This is a genomic window from Kribbella sp. NPDC004875 (genome assembly GCF_042873375.1).
GTDB lineage: Bacteria > Actinomycetota > Actinomycetes > Propionibacteriales > Kribbellaceae > Kribbella.
In genome coordinates this window covers 72,224-88,656 of record NZ_JBIALI010000004.1, presented here as the reverse complement: position 1 = coordinate 88,656, position 16,433 = coordinate 72,224, and the positions used below count along the sequence as shown (strand labels likewise).

The window sequence follows — 16,433 nt, the reverse complement described above, 5'->3', positions numbered from 1 at the left end:
AGGCTGACGTCGTGAAGCTTGCTGCGCGGATGGACCGGCTGGGCACCGAATCGGCGTTCGAGGTGCTAGCGAAGGCGAAGGCCCTGGAGGCCCAGGGTCGCGAGATCGTGCACCTGGAGATCGGTGAACCGGACTTCGACACCCCGGCCCACGTGATCGCCGCCGCGCAGCAGGCACTCGACAAGGGCTTCACCCATTACGTGCCGGCGCCGGGCATTCCCGAGCTGCGGACCGCGGTCGCGGACTTCCTCGAGCGCACCGGCCGGCTGCGGACGACGCCGGACCGGGTGCTGATCACGCCCGGCGCGAAGCCGATCATGTTCTTCACCATCCTCGCGCTCTGCGAGGAAGGTGACGAGGTGCTGTACCCGGACCCCGGCTTCCCGATGTACGCCTCGATCGCGGCGTTCGCCGGGGCGAAGCCGGTGCCGGTGCCGCTGCGTGAGGAGAACGGGTTCGCCATCGACCCGGCCGAGCTGCGGTCGCTGGTCACCGATCGGACCAAGCTGCTGATCCTGAACTCGCCACACAACCCGTGCGGCAGCGTCTCCACCCCCGAGCAGCTCGCCGAGATCGCGGAGATCGCGATCGAGCACGATCTCGTGGTGCTGAGCGACGAGGTCTACTGGGCGCTGCGGTACGACGGTGCGCATCACAGCGTGCTCGACTTCGACGGGATGGCGGCGCGGACCGTCCTGCTCGACGGGTGGTCGAAGACGTTCGCGATGACCGGGTGGCGACTGGGCTTCGGGGTGTTCCCCGAGCCGCTGGTCGAGCCGGTGACCCGGCTGATGATCAACTCGGTGTCGTGTACGTCGGCGTTCAGCCAGCACGCCGCGATCGCCGCACTCGAGGGTCCGTGGGACGACGTCGATCGCATGCTCGACGCCTTCCGTGAACGCCGCGACGTGATCGTGTCCGGCCTGAACGCCGTACCGGGTGTGTCCTGTCTCGAGCCCGAGGGCGCGTTCTACGCGTTCCCGAACATCACCGAGCTCGGCCTGCCCGCGGCCACGCTGTCCGACCGCCTGCTCGCCGAGGCCGGCGTCGCCTGCCTCCCCGGCACCTCCTTCGGCGCGTACGGCGAGAACCACCTGCGGTTCTCGTACGCGAACTCGGTCGAGAACATCCGTAAGGCTCTAGACGCCTTCCGGGTCCTGGTCAGCTGACACGACCATCAGCCAGTCGGCGTCGACGACCCGGTACCCGAGCTTGTAGAGGCCACGGAGAATCCCCGGGACGTGATCGGCGCCGTACACGACCGCGACCTGGAGATCCTCGTCCGGCCGCTCCCGCACGACCTCGGCCAACGCGGCGATGACGCGGTCGTCGCGGCGGTCGACGAACAGCTCGTCGATGTGTTCCAGCAGGTCGCCGTGCAGCTCCTGCTCGGCGGTGGGGAGGTCGTTGACCTCGACGGAGCGCGACAGGAGTGAACGGCGGCCCGCGAAGAAGTTCCCGATCGTCGCCACCGGTACGACGGCCCAGGCGACCGCCCGGTGCTGCCACGGGAGCTTGCGCCAGCCGTCCTCGATCTCGGCACCCGACAGGTCCGGGGCGACGAACGGTACGCCGAGGTCGGCGTACGGGATGTCGTCCACGACCAGGCCGGACGCCTCGTTGGCGGGCATCATGCGGTAGGTCAGCGTCAGACCGTCGACGACCGGCGAGGGACCGTGGATTCCTTCGACGACGAGCAGGTCGCACTCGCGCAGCCGTGCTTCGACGCTGCGGAAGAACCGCGGTTCCGCGACATGCAGCATCGGGAAGATCACGACCCGCGGCCCACCGGCGCGTCTGGTCAGCCGCAGTACGGCGGACCTCGTCCCCACGATGCTGTTCTCGATGATCTGCACGATCACCACCCCCTTGCCCCTTCCGACAGTGTCGGGTTCGACCGGGTCAACGTGTGGCACAGTGAAGTGATCATGAGCGACACGGGCAGCCGGCACGGGCACACGCATCGCCTGGACCTCGACGACGCGTCGGTCCGGGAGTGGGACGCGACGGTCGTCGGCGTGGATCCGGAACGCGGGATCGTGCTCGATCGGTCCGCGTTCTACCCGGGCGGGGGCGGCCAGCCGCCGGACGAAGGCGTGCTGCTGTGGGGTGGCGTGCGCACGCGGATCGTGGGGACGGTCAAGGGCGACGACCTGTACCTCGTCCCGCACGACGGCGATCCGGTGCCCCCGGTCGGGACCGCGGTGCGGGGTGCGCTGGACGACGAGCGACGTACCCAGTTGATGCGGACGCACTCCGGACTGCACGTCCTCACCGGAGTGGTGTTCCGCGACTTCGGGGCGCTGGTCACCGGCGGGAACATGGAGCCGTTGTCCGCGCGGATGGACTTCGACCTGGCCGAAGTACCGCCGGACTTCAAGGACCGGGTGGCCGAGGCCGTCAACGCCGAGATCCGCACCGACCGCCGGATCACGGTCAGCAACCTGCCCCGCGAGGAGGCCTTCGCGATCCCGGACATCATCCGGACGGCGACCAATCTGCTGCCGCCGGACATCGAGATCGTCCGGATCGTCGACATCGCCGGCCTCGACACACAGGCCGACGGCGGCACCCACGTCGCCTCCACCGCTCTGATCGGCCGGATGGACGTCGTCAAGATGGAGAGCAAGGGCCGCGGCTTCCGCCGCCTCCGGGTCCGGATCGGTTAGTCGCGGGCCTTCTGTTCGGCGGCTTGGCGACGGACTTCGGCCTGGGTGGCGCGTTCGTGCTGCAGCCAGTCGGGGTTGTCCGACTTGATGTCCTCGATCTCCGCGGTGGTGAGCGCCGCGGTGACGCCGGCCCGGGCCAGCCCGCTGATCGAGACACCCAGCTTCGCGGCCACCACCGAGCGCGGGTGCGGCCCGTCCCGGCGCAGGTCGCGCAGCCACTCCGGTGGGTCCGCCTGCAGCGCGTTCAGCTCGTCGCGCGACACGACCCCGTCCTGGAACTCCGCGGGCGTCGCCTCGAGATACACCCCGAGTTTCTTCGCCGCCGTCGCGGGCTTCATGGTCTGCGTCTTACGGGCCGTCATGGGAGCAGCGTAACGCCCGGTAACCTGACCAGCGTGACCGGATTCCGGCTGGGCTACGTCCCCGGCGTGACCCCCGCCAAATGGGTGCGGATCTGGGCCGAGCGCCTCCCTCGCGTCCCACTCGAACTCGTCCAGGTCACCGCCGCCGAGGCCCCCGGTCTGATCCGCCGGGCCGAGGCCGACGCGGTCCTGCTCCGGCTCCCGATCGACCGCACCGGCCTGCACGCCATCCCGCTGTACGTCGAGCAGACGGTCGTCGTGGTTCCGAAGGATCACGTGATCACGGCCGCCGACGAGGTCACCGTGGACGATCTCGCCGACGAACTCGTGCTGTACCCGCAAGACGACGTACTCGACTGGCAGCGGCCGCCGGGCCGGCTGATCGAGGAGCGTCCGGCGCGGACCGGCGACGCGGTCGAGCTGGTTGCCATGGGCACCGGTGTGCTGGTGGTGCCGCAGTCGCTCGCCCGGTTGCATCACCGCAAGGACCTGACCTACCGCCCGCTGACCGGCGTACCGGAGTCGCAGGTCGCGCTCAGCTGGCCCGAGGACGAGACCAGCGAACTCGTCGAGCACCTGATCGGCATCGTCCGCGGACGGACCGTGAACAGCACCCGCGGCCCCGCGAAGGCGGCCAAGGAACCGAAGCGGACCGGCAAGGCACCGGCCCAGCGGAAACCGCCGCAGAAGAAGCCGCGCCGTCGCCGCTAGAATTCGGTTGAGTCTTCAACTACCATGGTGGACATGGCGATCTTCCGGTTGAACCACGCAGTTCTGTACGTGCGCGACGTCGCGGCGAGCGTCGCGTTCTACCGAGACGTCCTCGGCTTCGGTTACACCGAGACCGGTGACGCGATCCCGGGCGCCGCGTTCCTGCGGGCGCCCGGTTCCAGCAACGACCATGATCTCGGCCTGTTCCAGATCGGCTCCCAGGCCGGCCCGTCGGGCGCCGGGCGGACCTCGGTCGGGCTCTACCACCTCGCGTGGGAGGTCGACACCCTCGGTGACCTCGAGGATTTGGCCGGCAAGCTGAGCGAGCACGGCGCCCTGGTCGGCGCGTCCGACCACGGCACCACGAAGTCGCTCTACGGCAAGGACCCGGACGGCCTCGAGTTCGAGATCGTCTGGATCATCCCGGCCGACCTGCTCACCGACGAGGACCGCGACAAGACGGGGATCGCCCGTCTGGACCTCGCCGCCGAGATCACGAAGTACGGCCGCGAAGCCCGCAGCGGCGTCGGCATCTCCCGCGTCGGCTGAGGCGCCACGGCTGGCGGGTTATGTCACCGGTGACGGGTTGCAGCACGTCAGCCGTCCAACAACCCGCCAGCGGCAGGGCTCAGGTGGGCCTCAGGTGGGCCTCAGGTGCGGGTGATCCCCGTGGCGACGCGGAGGGCGTTGGCGAGGACGGTGAGGACGGGGTTCACGCCGCCGTTGGTGACATGCAGGGACGCGTCGGCGATCCAGACATTGTCGTGGCCCCAGAGGCGGCCGTTCGGATCGGTGACCGAACGCGCCGGGTCATCGCCCATCCGGCAGGTACCCGCCTGGTGCTGACCGGTGCTCGCCTGCCCCAACGTCCCTGGACGGTTGACGGCCGTGCGGGTGGCGCCGGCCTCCTCGAGCCAGGTGCGGGCCTTGGTGCTCATGAAGGCCTGGGCCCGGGCGTCCTCGGGATGGATCGAGCCGCTGGTGACGACGACCGGGTTGCCGAAGCGGTCGACCACCGACGGGTCGACGCGGACCCGGGACTCCGCGGAGGAGACCTCCTGGATCGGACCGACCACCCGCAGCATCCGGCGGAGCTCGCGCCCCATCGCCTGTTTGCTCGCCGCCCCGGCGACCGGGATCAGCCCGGCACCGGTCAGATAGTCGTACGTCGACGCAGGGGTCGGCACGAACTCGTTCGCGAGCATCCCGCCGCCGACGATCCCGTCGTTCCCGTGCCGGAAGTCGCACGTGGCGACCGAGACCCCGGGCCCGACGAGATCCATCACCTCGTCCTCGAACAGTCCGACCGCACCGGCGTACACATGGGCCTGCAAGTGGCGGCCGACCTGATCCTGGTTGTTGCCGAGGCCGTGCGGCTCGCCGTCGTGCGCGCTGTTCAGCAGCAGCCGCGGTGTCTCCGAGGCGCCCGCCGCGACGACGACCTCCGTGCACGCGACGGTACGGCGCCAGATCCCGCCGTACCCGTCACTCGCGGCGAGCGCGACGCCGACGACCCGGCCGGTCGCATCCGTCACCAAGCGCTCGGCAGTCGTCTCGGTGACCAACGTGCAGTTGCCTGTCGCCAGCGCCGCCGGGAGCGCGGTGTTGTGCGTCCCGCTCTTCGCCTCCACCGGACACGCGAACCCGACGCACTGCGCGCATCGCACGCACCCGGACCGCCCTTGATAGTCGACCGAGTTGATCAGCAGCGGCACGTCGAGAGTCCCCCATCCCAAGCGCTCCGCCGCAGCCACCAGCCGCTGCGCCGATCCGGTCCGCGGCAGAGGCGGCATCGGCAACGGAACCGATCGCGGGTCATGCCACGGGTCCGCCCCGCCGCCGCTCACGCCGAACCGCTGTTCCGCCAACGAGTAGTAGGGCTCGAGGTCGTCGTACGAGATCGGCCAGTCGGCGAGTGCGCTTCCTTCCGGTACGCCGTACGTCGTCGCCATCCGGAAGTCGCGCGGGACGAACCGCCAGGCCTGCGCGCCGTACACCCGCGTTCCGCCGCCGACCGTGAACGCGTTGTTCCCCCACCCGCCGTCGGGTGGCAGCACCTCGCGTCGGACCCCGTCCACCACCGACACCCGTGGTCGCCCGGCCGGGTCCGGATCCGTTGCCGCGGGCAACCCCACGACCGAGCGCGGATTCCGCAGGTGGTCGTGGGAGAGCGATTCGGTCGACGGGTAGCTCCCGAGCTCCACCACCAGCACGGACCGCCCCGACTCGGCGAGCACCTGCGCCGTCGTACCCCCACCGGCGCCCGAGCCGACCACCACGCAGTCGTACCGCTCCGCCAGGTCCGCGCGCGCCGTCACGTCGAGCGACGTGTGCACCGGCGCGTACTCCGGCGTACGCCAGCCGACCGTCTCCCAGGCGGACGGCTGCGCGTAGTAGCCCTGCGCGATCAACCGCACCAGCCAGGCGCCGTCCGGGTCGTCCAGCACCCGATCGAACTCGACCGCCAGCGCACGCTCCACCCGCGCCTGCCAGTCCGGCCGATCCACCGTCAACACCTGCTCGACGAACCCGACCGCCCCACCACCAGTCCCACCGCCAGACCCAGGCACAGCAAACTCCGCCAACCGCCCGAGCACACCCCGCTGCTGTTCAGACAAGCGCATCGTCAAATCCTTTCACGCACTACCGGTCGCCGCATGGCGCCCGCGGCAGGTACCGCGCGGCCCGTTGGCTTTGTACTTGCCGGTCCATTTTTCGCGAGCAACTCTGTGGGCATGGCACTTGACGACTATTACCTGCTCGGGCGGTCCGGACTGCGCGTCAGCCGGCTCGCGCTGGGCACGATGAACTTCGGACAGGCGGGCTTCCACGCGCCGTACGGGAAGACCGAGGACGAGGCCCGGGCGATCTTCCGGACCTATGTCGAAGCCGGCGGCAACTTCATCGACACCGCCGACTTCTACACCGCGGGTGAGAGCGAACGGATCCTCGGCCGGCTGATCGCCGAGGCGGGCGTCCGGGAGCGGATGGTGCTCACCACCAAGGCGACCAACAGCGTCGACTCCGGCGACCCGAACGCGGGCGGCAACAGCCGCAAGCACCTGATCCGCGCCCTCGACGAATCGCTGCGCCGGCTCGGCACCGACTATGTCGACCTCTTCCTGCTGCACACCTGGGACCGCATCACCGGAGTCGACGAGGTACTGCGAACCCTCGACGACCTCGCCCGCGCAGGCAAGATCCGGTACGCCGGACTCTCCGACGTACCGGCCTGGTACGCCGCTCGCGCGCAGACCCTCGCCGACGCGCATTCGCTGACGCCGATGGTCAGCCTGCAACTGCCGTACTCGCTGATCGAGCGGACGGTCGAGACCGAGCACGTCCCGGTGGCGCAGCAACTCGGGTTGGGGATCACCGCGTGGAGCCCGCTCGGCGGCGGCTTCCTGACCGGGAAGTACCAGCGTGACGCCGCGCAGCAGATGGCGGGCGAGGGCCGGCTCACCGGTGACGGGGCGGCCGGGCAGTCCTGGACCGACCGGCAGTGGGACCTGCTGACGACCGTGCGGGAGGTGGCCGACAAGCTCGGCGTGACGATGGCGCAGGTGGCGGTCAACTGGGCGGCGACCCAGCCAGGCGTGGCGTCGGCGATCGTCGGCGCGAGCCGCCCGGAGCAGCTCGAATCGAGTATCGCGTCGCTCGACTTCGAGCTGCCTGCCGAACTGCGGGCAGCGCTCGACGACGCGAGCGCCGTGCCGCCGTCATCGGTGTACCGGATGTTCACGCCGGAGTACCAGGGCTGGTTGGTGAACCCCGGCGCGAGGGTCGCCGACAAGCCGACCGGCTACCAGCCGCCGGTGCTCAACTGGTCTCAACCTGCACGGAGGTAGTCCAGGCACAGGTCGAGCGCGTACTCCAGATGGGTCGAGGAACCGGACGCCATCAGGATCGCGACGCCGCCCTGGATCGCGGCGATCAGCGCGGCCGAGGCGCGGGCGGGATCCACGTCGGAACGGATCTCGCCCGCGGCCTTCATCTCCTCGATGCCGGTCGCGAGGCGCTCCTGCCACTGCGCGAGCAGCGTGGCGGTGACCGCCTGCGCGGCGGGCGTGTGCCGCCCGATCTCGGTGATGAGGACGCCGAGCGGGCAGTTCACGCCCTGCCGCCGGTACTTCTCGACGACGATGTCCCGCCACTCGCGCCAGGCGTCCCAGCTGGTCAGCTGACCGAGCTGTGGCTCCTGGTCCTCGAGCACCTGCTCGGCCTCGCGCTCCGCGACCGCGAGCAGCAGTTGTTCCTTGCCCTCGGGGAAGTAGTGGAAGAGCTGGCTCTTCCCGGTGCGGCTGCGCTGCCCGATGTCGTCGAGCTTCACCGCATTGATCCCCCGCTCGCGGATCTCGGCCGCGGCCGCCGCGACGATCCGCTCCCGCGTCGCCGCACCCTTCGCTGTCAACACATCGGCAAATGTACCGGTCGGTCTAAGACCGCTTGCCGTTCAGCTCCGCCAGCTTCCCGAACACCAGCTTCGGTGTCCGCTCCCCGTCGTCCCCGACCGCGACCAGCCCGTACGACGAGAGGTCGAGGTCGTGCGCCGGATCGTCGGGGCGGTGCGGCAGGCCGAAGCCCGCGTAGCTGAACCAGAACGCCGCCGCCAGCTCGATCCGGTCGAACTCCTCGACGAGTGCGTAGAGGTACTCCACTTGTTCCTCCTCCCGTCGCTCGAAGGCACCGTTGAGCGCCGGCGGGTCGACACTGCGGTTCACGATCATCCAGCCGGTCCCGCCGCGGTCAGCCGCACCGCGGTACGCGCAGCAGCCGAACTCGGTCGCGACGACCGGCTTCCCCCACTTCGACCGCGCCCGGAGCTCGTCGGCGTACGTCGCCCGGTTGGCCGCGTCGCGGTACGCGTCGACGCTGACGATGTCGAAGAGGTCCCAGTTCACGTCCTCCCACATCCCGGCCGCGTAGGTGATGCGGCCCCCGAACGCCCCGCGCCCCGCCGACACCAACTGCTGCTGTACGTCGCCCCAGCGCGCGAGCCCTGCCTGCAACTCGGTGACCTTGGCCGGATCGGTCCAGGTCGCCGGGTCCGCCATCACCGCGAGCCGCTCCCCCGACGTCCCGCCGGGAATGAAGCCCTTGCAGAACACCGACAGCTCGCACCCGAGCACCAGCACGACCTCACCACGACCGGACTGCCGCAGCTTCTCCGCCCGACCGGCACAGTCGGCAAGGAAGGCGATGAACGCGTCCGGCTCCAGATCCATCGGCACCGGCGAGAACCACAGGTCGAGCCCGGCCGCGAGCGCCGCCTCCCCCGCGGCCTCCAGCCGGTCCGGATCGTTGCCCGAGACCCGGACCGCGGGAGCACGCAACTCGTTCGCGATCACCGCCAGGTCCTGGCGCGCGACGTCGGCGTCGAAGCGCTCGTGTGTGTCCCGGCCGTCGTACCGCAGGCCGGTGTCGTAGTTCACCCCGATGGCGTGCATGCTCGGCAGCGTAGCAAGCAAACTCATACTCAGTACATCTTTTTATCCGGTATGGTTCAACCGTGAACCAGAACGGCCGCCGGGAGCGGAAGAAGGCCGAGCTCCGCAGCCGGATCTCCGAGGTGGCGACCGCGCTCTTCCTCGAGCGCGGGTTCGATGCGGTGTCGGTGTCCGAGATCGCCGAGGCGGCCGACGTCGCGCGGCCGACGGTGTTCGCGCACTTCGCCCGCAAGGAAGACCTGCTGTTCGACCGCTATCCCGAGGCGGAGGCGCTGGTCGTTGGCGCGGTCAACGACCGGCCGGCGGGTACGTCGGCGGTACTGGCACTGTCCGACCTGCTCGTCAGGCTCGCCGACGAAGGACACCCGCTCGCCACGATCCGCGGTCACTTCCGCCGGTTCTGGGAGGTCGTCGCCGAGTCCCGCGCGCTACAGTCCCGGGCCCGCGAGCTCACCGATCACCTCGAGCAGGCCATCGCGGCCGCCATGGCGAACACCGCCGTACCCGATCCCGAGCTGACCGCGGCCCTGACCGTTGCTGCCTACCGCACCGTTCACCTCCGAGCGGTACGCCGGATCCTCGCCGGCGAGGACGCGGCGGCCGTCGCAACCGAGCACCGCGAGCACACCATCCACGCCCTCGCAGTCGTCGACGGTCACTTAACGAACATGGCTCGCGATGGTGTGGGCGCAGGTGAGGGACTCGGTATGTGAGGTGTCGACCTCGATGTCGTACGTGATGCCCTCGTGGACGACGGAGGCCTGCTTCTCGGCCATGCCGCCGGCTCGGTTGCCGCGGGCGATCTCGCGGCCGGCGGCGATCTCGGGTGCGCAGTGGACGCCGACCCAGAGCGTCTCGACGTCGCCGATCGCGTCGCGCCAGCGCTGCTGGGAGCTGGTGCCGCCGAGGAACACGTCGTCGACGATCACCCGGCCACCGGCACGGCACATCGCGACGACCCCCGCGGTCCAGGCCGCTTCGAGCTCCCGGAACGCCGGGCCGACGGACACTTCGCCACCCGGCCCGATCACGATGCCCTCCGGCGAGCCCTCCAGATCGGCGGGCAGCGCGTCCACGAAGTCGTCCACGCTGAGCGCGAGCCACGGCTCCGCCAGGACCGCCTGCAGGCACCGCACGATCCCGGTCTTCCCGGAGCTGGACCCACCGTTGATGATGATCAGTCGAGCCGTCACGCCCGCAAGGCTAGGGCCTCGCGCTGCGCGCTCTCGACCGGTTTACGCCGCGCCAGCGCCAGGAACGGCACCGCGAGCACCTGGATCACCGCCGACACCAGGTACGCCGTCCCGTACCCCCACACGTCCGCGGTCCGGCCGAGCGCCGGCTGGATCACCACGCCACCCGCCGACCCGAGCAGGTTGTCGAACGACAGCACGGTCGCCCGCTGCTCCGACGGGATGTGACTGTTCAGGTACGCCTGCCGCACCGGCGACATCGCGGCGAACATCGTCCCCCAGCCCATCAGCAGCACCAGTGCGAGCCCGAACGACGTGACCAGCCCGATCGACGCGATCAGAACGCCGGACACCACGATCGCCGCGATCAACGTCCGGATCCGGTCCCGGAACACGCGTGCCAGGTACGACGCCGACGCCCCGCCCGCGATCTGCGCCCCCGCGACGATCCCGGCCGACAGACCCGCGACGGCGTACGAGCCGGTGTGCCCGTACAGCTGCAGGAGATAGGGCTGCGCGGCGTAGAACCCGTACACGCTGACTCCGGCCGTGAACGGGCCGGCCAGCATCACCCAGCGCACCCGCCGGTTCAGCAGGCCGTGCCGCAGCGAGGCGCGCACGATCCCGCTCATCTCGCCGCGCACCGAGACCCGCTGCTTCGGCGTGAACCCGATGTCCCGCATCGAGCGCCACGCGACCGCGAACGTGGCCGTCAGCAACAGTGCGCGGGCGACGTACGGCATCCCGAGGTTTGTGATCTGGGCCAGTACGCCACCGCCGATCGAGCCGGCCAGCATCGCGATCCCGTTCGCCACCTGACCTTTCGCGAACGCGTCGTCCAGCGACCCGCGGTACCCGGTCGCGTGCAGCCCGTCGACCAGCCACGCCTCGGTCGCGCCGCTGAAGAACGTGAACCCGAGACCGAGCAGCGCCGACACCACGGCCCACCACCCGAACGCGGCGTGGGTCCGCCACAGCAGCAGGTAGAGCAGCGTCGTACCGATCAGCGTGGCCGTCCCCAGCAGGTACGACGCCCGCCGGCCGACCGTGTCCGCGACCACGCCGGTCGGGACCTCGAACAGGACCATCCCGGCGGTGAAGAACGCGTTCGCGGCGAACGCCTTCCCGACGCTCAGTCCGGCGTCCAGCAGGAACAACGTGTTGATCCCCCAGATCATCGACGATGCGCCCGTCGACACCACGACCAGGGTGAGGTAGGTCCGCAGTACTCGCTCGGCTGTCATACCCGGTACGTCGGAACCGTCCGCGGCTGCTCGACATGCGCGCCGTGAGCTCTCCAGGCGGGTAGTGTCCCGGGACGTGACGGATCAGCAGGCGCACAGCGCCACGCCGCGCGACCCAGCGCCCAACGCGCCGCACCCCTCGGTGCACGACACGGTGAAGCTCGCCGTGGTGGTCGGCGCGCTCGGTGTCGTCTTCGGCGACATCGGCACCAGCCCCATCTACACCCTGCAGACGGTCTTCAACCCCGAGGACCCGCACCCGGTGCCGCTCAACGACAACAACGTGTACGGCGTGGTGTCGCTGATCTTCTGGTCGGTGATGATCATCGTCACCGTCACGTACATCCTGCTGACGATGCGTGCGGACAACAACGGCGAGGGCGGCGTGGTGGCGCTCATCACGCTGCTCCGCAAGTGGACCCGTACGCACCCCGGCCGCAAGGCCTCCGCGGCACTGGCGACGGTGGGTCTGTTCGGCGCCTCACTGTTCTTCGGCGACGGTATGATCACGCCGGCGATCTCGGTCCTGTCCGCGGTCGAGGGCGTCAAGACCGTCCAGCCATCACTCGGCGAGTACGTGATCCCGATCACCGCGGTGATCATCATCGGGCTGTTCATGGTCCAGCGCCGCGGCACCGAGACGATCGGCCGGGCGTTCGGTCCGGTGATGATCCTGTGGTTCGTGGTGATCGGCGCGGCCGGGGTGGGCGGCATCCTCGAACACGTCCAGATCCTCAAGGCGCTCTCCCCGACGTACGCGATCGGGTTCCTGGCCGGGCACTTCCACATCGCGTTCTTCGCGCTCGCGGCGGTCGTGCTGTCGATCACCGGCGCCGAGGCGCTGTACGCCGACATGGGGCACTTCGGCCGGAAGGCGATCAGCCGCGGCTGGCTGTTCCTGGTGCTGCCGGCCCTCACGCTCAGCTACCTGGGCCAGGGCGCGCTGCTGCTGAAGAACCACGAGAACATCAGCAGCCCGTTCTTCCTGCTGGTCCCGAGTTGGGGGCGGCTGCCGCTGGTCCTGCTCGCGACCGCTGCGACCGTGATCGCGTCACAGGCCGTCATCACCGGTGCCTACTCGGTGATGGCCCAGGCCGCCCAGCTCGGGTACCTGCCGCGGCTCCGGGTGACGCACACGTCGGCGACGACGATCGGCCAGATCTACGTCCCGTTCGTGAACTGGCTGCTGTTCGTGTCGGTGCTGACGCTGATCTTCGCGTTCCGCAGTTCGGCCGCGCTCGCGTACGCGTACGGCATGACGGTGACCGGGACCATCACGATCACCACACTGCTGTTCTTCTACGTCGCGCACTACCGCTGGAACATCCCAAGGTGGCTGATCCTGCTCGGCGCGGTCCCGCTGCTGCTCATCGACGGCCTGTTCATCGCGGCGAACCTGACCAAGCTGCTGCACGGCGCGTGGCTGCCGCTGCTGATCGCGCTCTCCGCGTTCACCGTGATGACGACCTGGCAGCGCGGCCGCGAGGTCGTCACCCAGGAGCGGGAACGGGCGGAGGGCTCGCTGCAGGAGTTCATCGACGAGCTGAGCTCCGGCAAGCTGGCGGCCCGCACGGTTCCCGGGACGGCGATCTTCCTGAACCGCGGCGGGACCAGCGCGCCGCTCGCCTTGCGGGCGAACGTCGAACACAACCAGGTCCGGCACGAGCACGTGGTGATCGTCGCGATCGAGACCGAGCCGGTCCCGCGGGTTCCGGACGACAAACGGGTGATGGTGAACGACCTCGGCTACGGCGACGACGGGATCACCCACGTCACGATCAAGTTCGGGTACATGGAGTCCCCCGATGTACCGACCGCGCTCGCGCGGCTCGCCCCGGACGAGTCCGAGGGACCGCTCGACCTCGACAAGGCGTCGTACTTCCTGTCGAAGATCGAGCTCCGGCGCGGGAAGGCGCGGACGATGGCGGGCTGGCGTAAGCAACTGTTCCTGGCCACGTCGCACATCACCGCGGACGCGGCCGAACACTTCGGTCTCCCCCGCGACCGCACGGTCATCATCGGTTCGCACATCGAGGTCTAGCCTGCGAGGTTTGGACATGGACCAGACGTACGACGAGAGTCCGCCGGTGCCGGCACTGGCCGGCCTCGTCCGCACGGTCTGGATCCAGCGCACGGGAACACAGCCGTACCCGCAACGGGATCTTCCGACCGGTGGGGTCGAGCTGCACTGCCCGGTCGGGGGCGTGCCGCGGTTGATCGGGCCGCTGACCCGGGCCCATCTGCAGACGATCCCGGCCCGGACCACGATCGTCGGCGTGCGGTTCATGCCGGGCGCCGGTACGCCGTTGCTCGGCGTACCGGCGGATGAGCTCGTCGACTGCGCGGTGGATCTGTGGGGTCCGGCGGCGGAGGCGATCGGGTGGGCGGTGGCCGGCGCCGCGACACCACAGGCGGCGTTGCTCGACGTCCAGCGGTATCTGGCCGGGCAGCAGCTACGGCCTGATCCGGTGGTGGCCGAGATGGTACGCCGGTTGATGCCGTGGGAGCCGACCGGGATCGCGACCCTCGCGGACGATCTCGCGTTGTCGGAGAGCCAGCTGCGGCGGCGGTGCCTGACCGCGATCGGGACCGGACCGAAGGCGTTGCAGCGGACGCTGCGGTTCCAGGGGTACCTCGCGCTCGCGCAGGCCGGGTTCGGGAGCGGGCTCGCCGGCCTCGCGGCCGAGACCGGGTACGCCGATCACGCGCACCTGACCCGCGAGTGCGTACGACTGACCGGAGTGACACCGCGAGACCTGCTCGGCGACAAGGCCGACCGGTGCGACTGCGGTCACGACCACTCGGCGTCGTACCGGCCGTTCCTCGCCGGGTGGTACGACCGTTTCGTTCAAGCGCAGCGCGGGCGTCCGCTTCTAGCGTCGGCTCATGGAACTGATCGGTCCTGACCACGAGCGGTACGACGAGCTGCGGCGGCCGGCGCATCCGCAGTACGCCGGGATCCGCCCACACGTCATCGCACGGTGTGAGTCGACCGGCGATGTGGTCGAGGCGCTGTCGTACGCCCGCTCGAACAACCTCCCGCTGACTCCACGAGGCGGGGGCCACTGCTTCGCGGGCCGCTCCTCCACCACCGGCGTGATGCTCGACCTGTCGACGCTGAGTGCGATCTCAGTTCGGGACACGGTTACGACGATCGGGGCCGGGGCCCGGTTGGCGGGGGTTTATCGAGAGCTGCATCGGCACGGGCTGACGATTCCCGGCGGGTGTGGGCCGACGGTAGGAATCGCGGGGCTGACGCTCGGGGGTGGACTCGGGCTGCTTGGGCGGCGCTACGGTCTCACGTGCGACCGGCTTCTTGCCGCGACCGTGGTGCTTGCTGACGGCACCATCGTGACCTGTGACGCGGAGCGTGATTCCGATCTGTTCTGGGCCTTGCGTGGTGCGGGTGGCGGTCAGTTCGGCGTCGTCACGTCGCTCACCTTCGCCGCCGTACCCTCGCCGCAGGCAACCCTGTTCGTCATCACCTGGCCGCGGGCGCGAGCTGCCGAGGTGATCGCTGCGTGGCAGGGCTGGGCTCCGGATGCTCCGGACGACATCACCGCCTCGCTCGAGGTGACCGCGGACGGTGTGAAGGTGTTCGGCGCCGCGCTCGGTCGCTTCGATCCGGGCCCGCTCGGCGACGGCGAGATCGCGTTGCGGGACGATCTCAGCTGGCCCGATCTCAAACGCACTCTGTCCGAAGGCGAGCCGGACGATCGTGTCATCCACAGCAGGTCCGAGTTCTTCCGAGCACCGCTGCCGCGGGACGCGGTCGCCGATCTCGTGCGGGGCGACTGCGAGTTGCACTTCACCCCGATGGGTGGCGCGTACAACCGGGTTCCTGGCGACGCGACGGCGTTCGCGCATCGCGGCGAGCGGTTCCTGCTCGAACACGTGGGTCCTGAGCGGGACGCCGTACGAAGGTCGTGGGCACTCGCCCATCGGTTCGCGTCCGGGCGGGTCTACCAGAACTTCCCCGATCCCGAGCTGACCGATTGGGCAACGGCGTACCACGGGGAGAACTTCGACCGGTTGAGCGGCATCAAGCAGAAGTACGACCCCGACGGCGTGTTCCACTTCCCGCAAGCACTTGGAGGTGCCCGATGATCGTGCTGTACATGAGTATGTCGCTCGACGGCTTCGTGGTCGGCCCGGACGACAGCTTCGACGAGCCGATGGGGCGCGGCGGTTTCCGGCTGTTCAACTGGCTCGACGACCGCAACGGCGACGGCCCGAGCGCACAGGTGTACGCCGAGGGTCAGGCGACCGGTGCGTTGATCGCGGGACGGCGTACGTACGAGCATGCTCGCCGGTGGCAGGGTGACCACCACGACGGCGTACCGATGTTCATCCTCACGCGTCACGTGGACCCCGACGACGTGCCGCCCGGAACGGCGCAGTACGTCACCGATCCCGCCGAGGCCGCGGCCCTGGCCAAGGCCGCGGCCGGCGACCGCAACGTGATGGTCCACGGCGCCGGCGCCGCTCAGGCACTGCTCCGCGAGGGCCTCATCGACGAACTCGAGCTAAGCGTCGTCAACGTCCTGCTAGGCCGGGGCCGCCGCCTCTTCGACAACCTCCCCGCCGAATACATCGAACTCGAACAGGTCCGCCAACTCCCCGCGCGCGACGTCACCCATCTCCGCTACAAGGTCGTGAAGTGACTCCGCGAAGACCCGCCTGAACCGCTCGGCAGCGACCCCGGACGAGTCGCCGGGGATCTCTTAACTGCAGGTGGGAAAAATGTTCGGCCTGGGGTCTTGAGGGCGTTGGGAATTGGCCTCAGGATGTGGTGCGACTGATCCAC

At 69.7% G+C, this 16,433-nt stretch carries 17 protein-coding genes; 10 read left to right on the top strand and 7 right to left on the bottom strand.

Features of this window, described 5'->3' with window-relative positions; all coding sequences use genetic code 11:
* Positions 1–11 precede the first annotated feature (11 nt).
* A complete protein-coding gene (locus ACFYRH_RS22795; protein ID WP_387778582.1) occupies positions 12–1,169 on the top strand; it encodes a pyridoxal phosphate-dependent aminotransferase in 1,158 nt (385 codons plus the stop codon).
* Here ACFYRH_RS22795 and ACFYRH_RS22790 read toward each other — a convergent pair.
* Positions 1,140–1,856 (bottom strand): hypothetical protein, encoded by a 717-nt coding sequence (locus tag ACFYRH_RS22790; RefSeq protein WP_387778579.1) that lies wholly within the window; start codon positions 1,854–1,856, stop codon positions 1,140–1,142. The two genes, ACFYRH_RS22795 and ACFYRH_RS22790, sit on opposite strands and share 30 nt — an antisense overlap.
* 72 nt (positions 1,857–1,928) lie before the next feature.
* Between ACFYRH_RS22790 and ACFYRH_RS22785 the strand changes: the two genes are divergently transcribed.
* Positions 1,929–2,669, top strand: coding sequence for an alanyl-tRNA editing protein (locus ACFYRH_RS22785; protein WP_387778577.1), 741 nt, complete (start codon positions 1,929–1,931; stop codon positions 2,667–2,669).
* Here the strand turns inward: ACFYRH_RS22785 and ACFYRH_RS22780 are convergent.
* Positions 2,666–3,031 (bottom strand): DUF5997 family protein, encoded by a 366-nt coding sequence (locus ACFYRH_RS22780; RefSeq protein WP_387778574.1) that lies wholly within the window; start codon positions 3,029–3,031, stop codon positions 2,666–2,668. The two genes, ACFYRH_RS22785 and ACFYRH_RS22780, sit on opposite strands and share 4 nt — an antisense overlap.
* A 33-nt stretch (positions 3,032–3,064) precedes the next feature.
* On the opposite strand from ACFYRH_RS22780, the gene ACFYRH_RS22775 reads away from it, so the two are divergent.
* Both ACFYRH_RS22775 and ACFYRH_RS22770 read left to right on the top strand, forming a co-directional pair.
* The gene (locus ACFYRH_RS22775) at positions 3,065–3,742 is read left to right on the top strand and encodes a LysR family substrate-binding domain-containing protein (protein ID WP_387778571.1); all 678 of its coding nucleotides are present in this window, start codon (positions 3,065–3,067) and stop codon (positions 3,740–3,742) included.
* 33 nt (positions 3,743–3,775) lie between these two features.
* Positions 3,776–4,291, top strand: coding sequence for a VOC family protein (locus ACFYRH_RS22770; RefSeq protein WP_387778569.1), 516 nt, complete (start codon positions 3,776–3,778; stop codon positions 4,289–4,291).
* 101 nt (positions 4,292–4,392) lie between these two features.
* Here the strand turns inward: ACFYRH_RS22770 and ACFYRH_RS22765 are convergent, their stop codons facing one another.
* Positions 4,393–6,366, bottom strand: coding sequence for a GMC family oxidoreductase (locus ACFYRH_RS22765; protein WP_387778566.1), 1,974 nt, complete (start codon positions 6,364–6,366; stop codon positions 4,393–4,395).
* A gap of 111 nt (positions 6,367–6,477) precedes the next feature.
* Between ACFYRH_RS22765 and ACFYRH_RS22760 the strand changes: the two genes are divergently transcribed.
* Complete coding sequence (locus ACFYRH_RS22760; protein ID WP_387778563.1) at positions 6,478–7,590, top strand: aldo/keto reductase; 1,113 nt, start codon at positions 6,478–6,480, stop codon at positions 7,588–7,590.
* Here ACFYRH_RS22760 and ACFYRH_RS22755 read toward each other — a convergent pair.
* Together ACFYRH_RS22755 and ACFYRH_RS22750 are read right to left on the bottom strand one after the other, a co-directional pair.
* A complete protein-coding gene (locus tag ACFYRH_RS22755) occupies positions 7,572–8,156 on the bottom strand; it encodes a TetR/AcrR family transcriptional regulator (RefSeq protein ID WP_387778560.1) in 585 nt (194 codons plus the stop codon). The genes ACFYRH_RS22760 and ACFYRH_RS22755 overlap by 19 nt on opposite strands.
* Positions 8,157–8,178: 22 nt before the next feature.
* Entirely contained in the window at positions 8,179–9,216 is a 1,038-nt protein-coding gene (locus ACFYRH_RS22750) for a hypothetical protein (protein ID WP_387778557.1), read from the bottom strand.
* A gap of 35 nt (positions 9,217–9,251) precedes the next feature.
* On the opposite strand from ACFYRH_RS22750, the gene ACFYRH_RS22745 reads away from it, so the two are divergent.
* Positions 9,252–9,902 (top strand): TetR/AcrR family transcriptional regulator, encoded by a 651-nt coding sequence (locus ACFYRH_RS22745; RefSeq protein WP_387778554.1) that lies wholly within the window; start codon positions 9,252–9,254, stop codon positions 9,900–9,902.
* On the opposite strand, the gene cpt is transcribed toward ACFYRH_RS22745, so the two are convergent.
* Positions 9,849–10,382 (bottom strand): chloramphenicol phosphotransferase CPT, encoded by a 534-nt coding sequence (gene cpt / locus ACFYRH_RS22740; protein WP_387778551.1) that lies wholly within the window; start codon positions 10,380–10,382, stop codon positions 9,849–9,851. The two genes, ACFYRH_RS22745 and cpt, sit on opposite strands and share 54 nt — an antisense overlap.
* Positions 10,379–11,626, bottom strand: a complete 1,248-nt coding sequence (locus ACFYRH_RS22735; protein WP_387778548.1) for an MFS transporter — start codon at positions 11,624–11,626, stop codon at positions 10,379–10,381. Before ACFYRH_RS22735 ends, cpt begins: the two co-directional genes overlap by 4 nt.
* A 76-nt stretch (positions 11,627–11,702) precedes the next feature.
* On the opposite strand from ACFYRH_RS22735, the gene ACFYRH_RS22730 reads away from it, so the two are divergent.
* From ACFYRH_RS22730 to ACFYRH_RS22715, 4 genes are read left to right on the top strand one after another with little or no spacing between them, the layout of a single operon-like run.
* Positions 11,703–13,667 carry a potassium transporter Kup gene (locus ACFYRH_RS22730; protein WP_387778545.1) on the top strand — a complete coding sequence of 655 codons (1,965 nt, stop codon included), beginning with the start codon at positions 11,703–11,705 and terminating at the stop codon, positions 13,665–13,667.
* 16 nt (positions 13,668–13,683) lie between these two features.
* The gene (locus ACFYRH_RS22725; protein WP_387778542.1) at positions 13,684–14,532 is read left to right on the top strand and encodes a DUF6597 domain-containing transcriptional factor; all 849 of its coding nucleotides are present in this window, start codon (positions 13,684–13,686) and stop codon (positions 14,530–14,532) included.
* Entirely contained in the window at positions 14,513–15,733 is a 1,221-nt protein-coding gene (locus ACFYRH_RS22720) for an FAD-binding oxidoreductase (protein WP_387778539.1), read from the top strand. The genes ACFYRH_RS22725 and ACFYRH_RS22720 overlap by 20 nt, the downstream gene beginning before the upstream one ends.
* Complete coding sequence (locus ACFYRH_RS22715; protein WP_387778536.1) at positions 15,730–16,290, top strand: dihydrofolate reductase family protein; 561 nt, start codon at positions 15,730–15,732, stop codon at positions 16,288–16,290. The genes ACFYRH_RS22720 and ACFYRH_RS22715 overlap by 4 nt, the downstream gene beginning before the upstream one ends.
* Positions 16,291–16,433 lie beyond the last annotated feature (143 nt).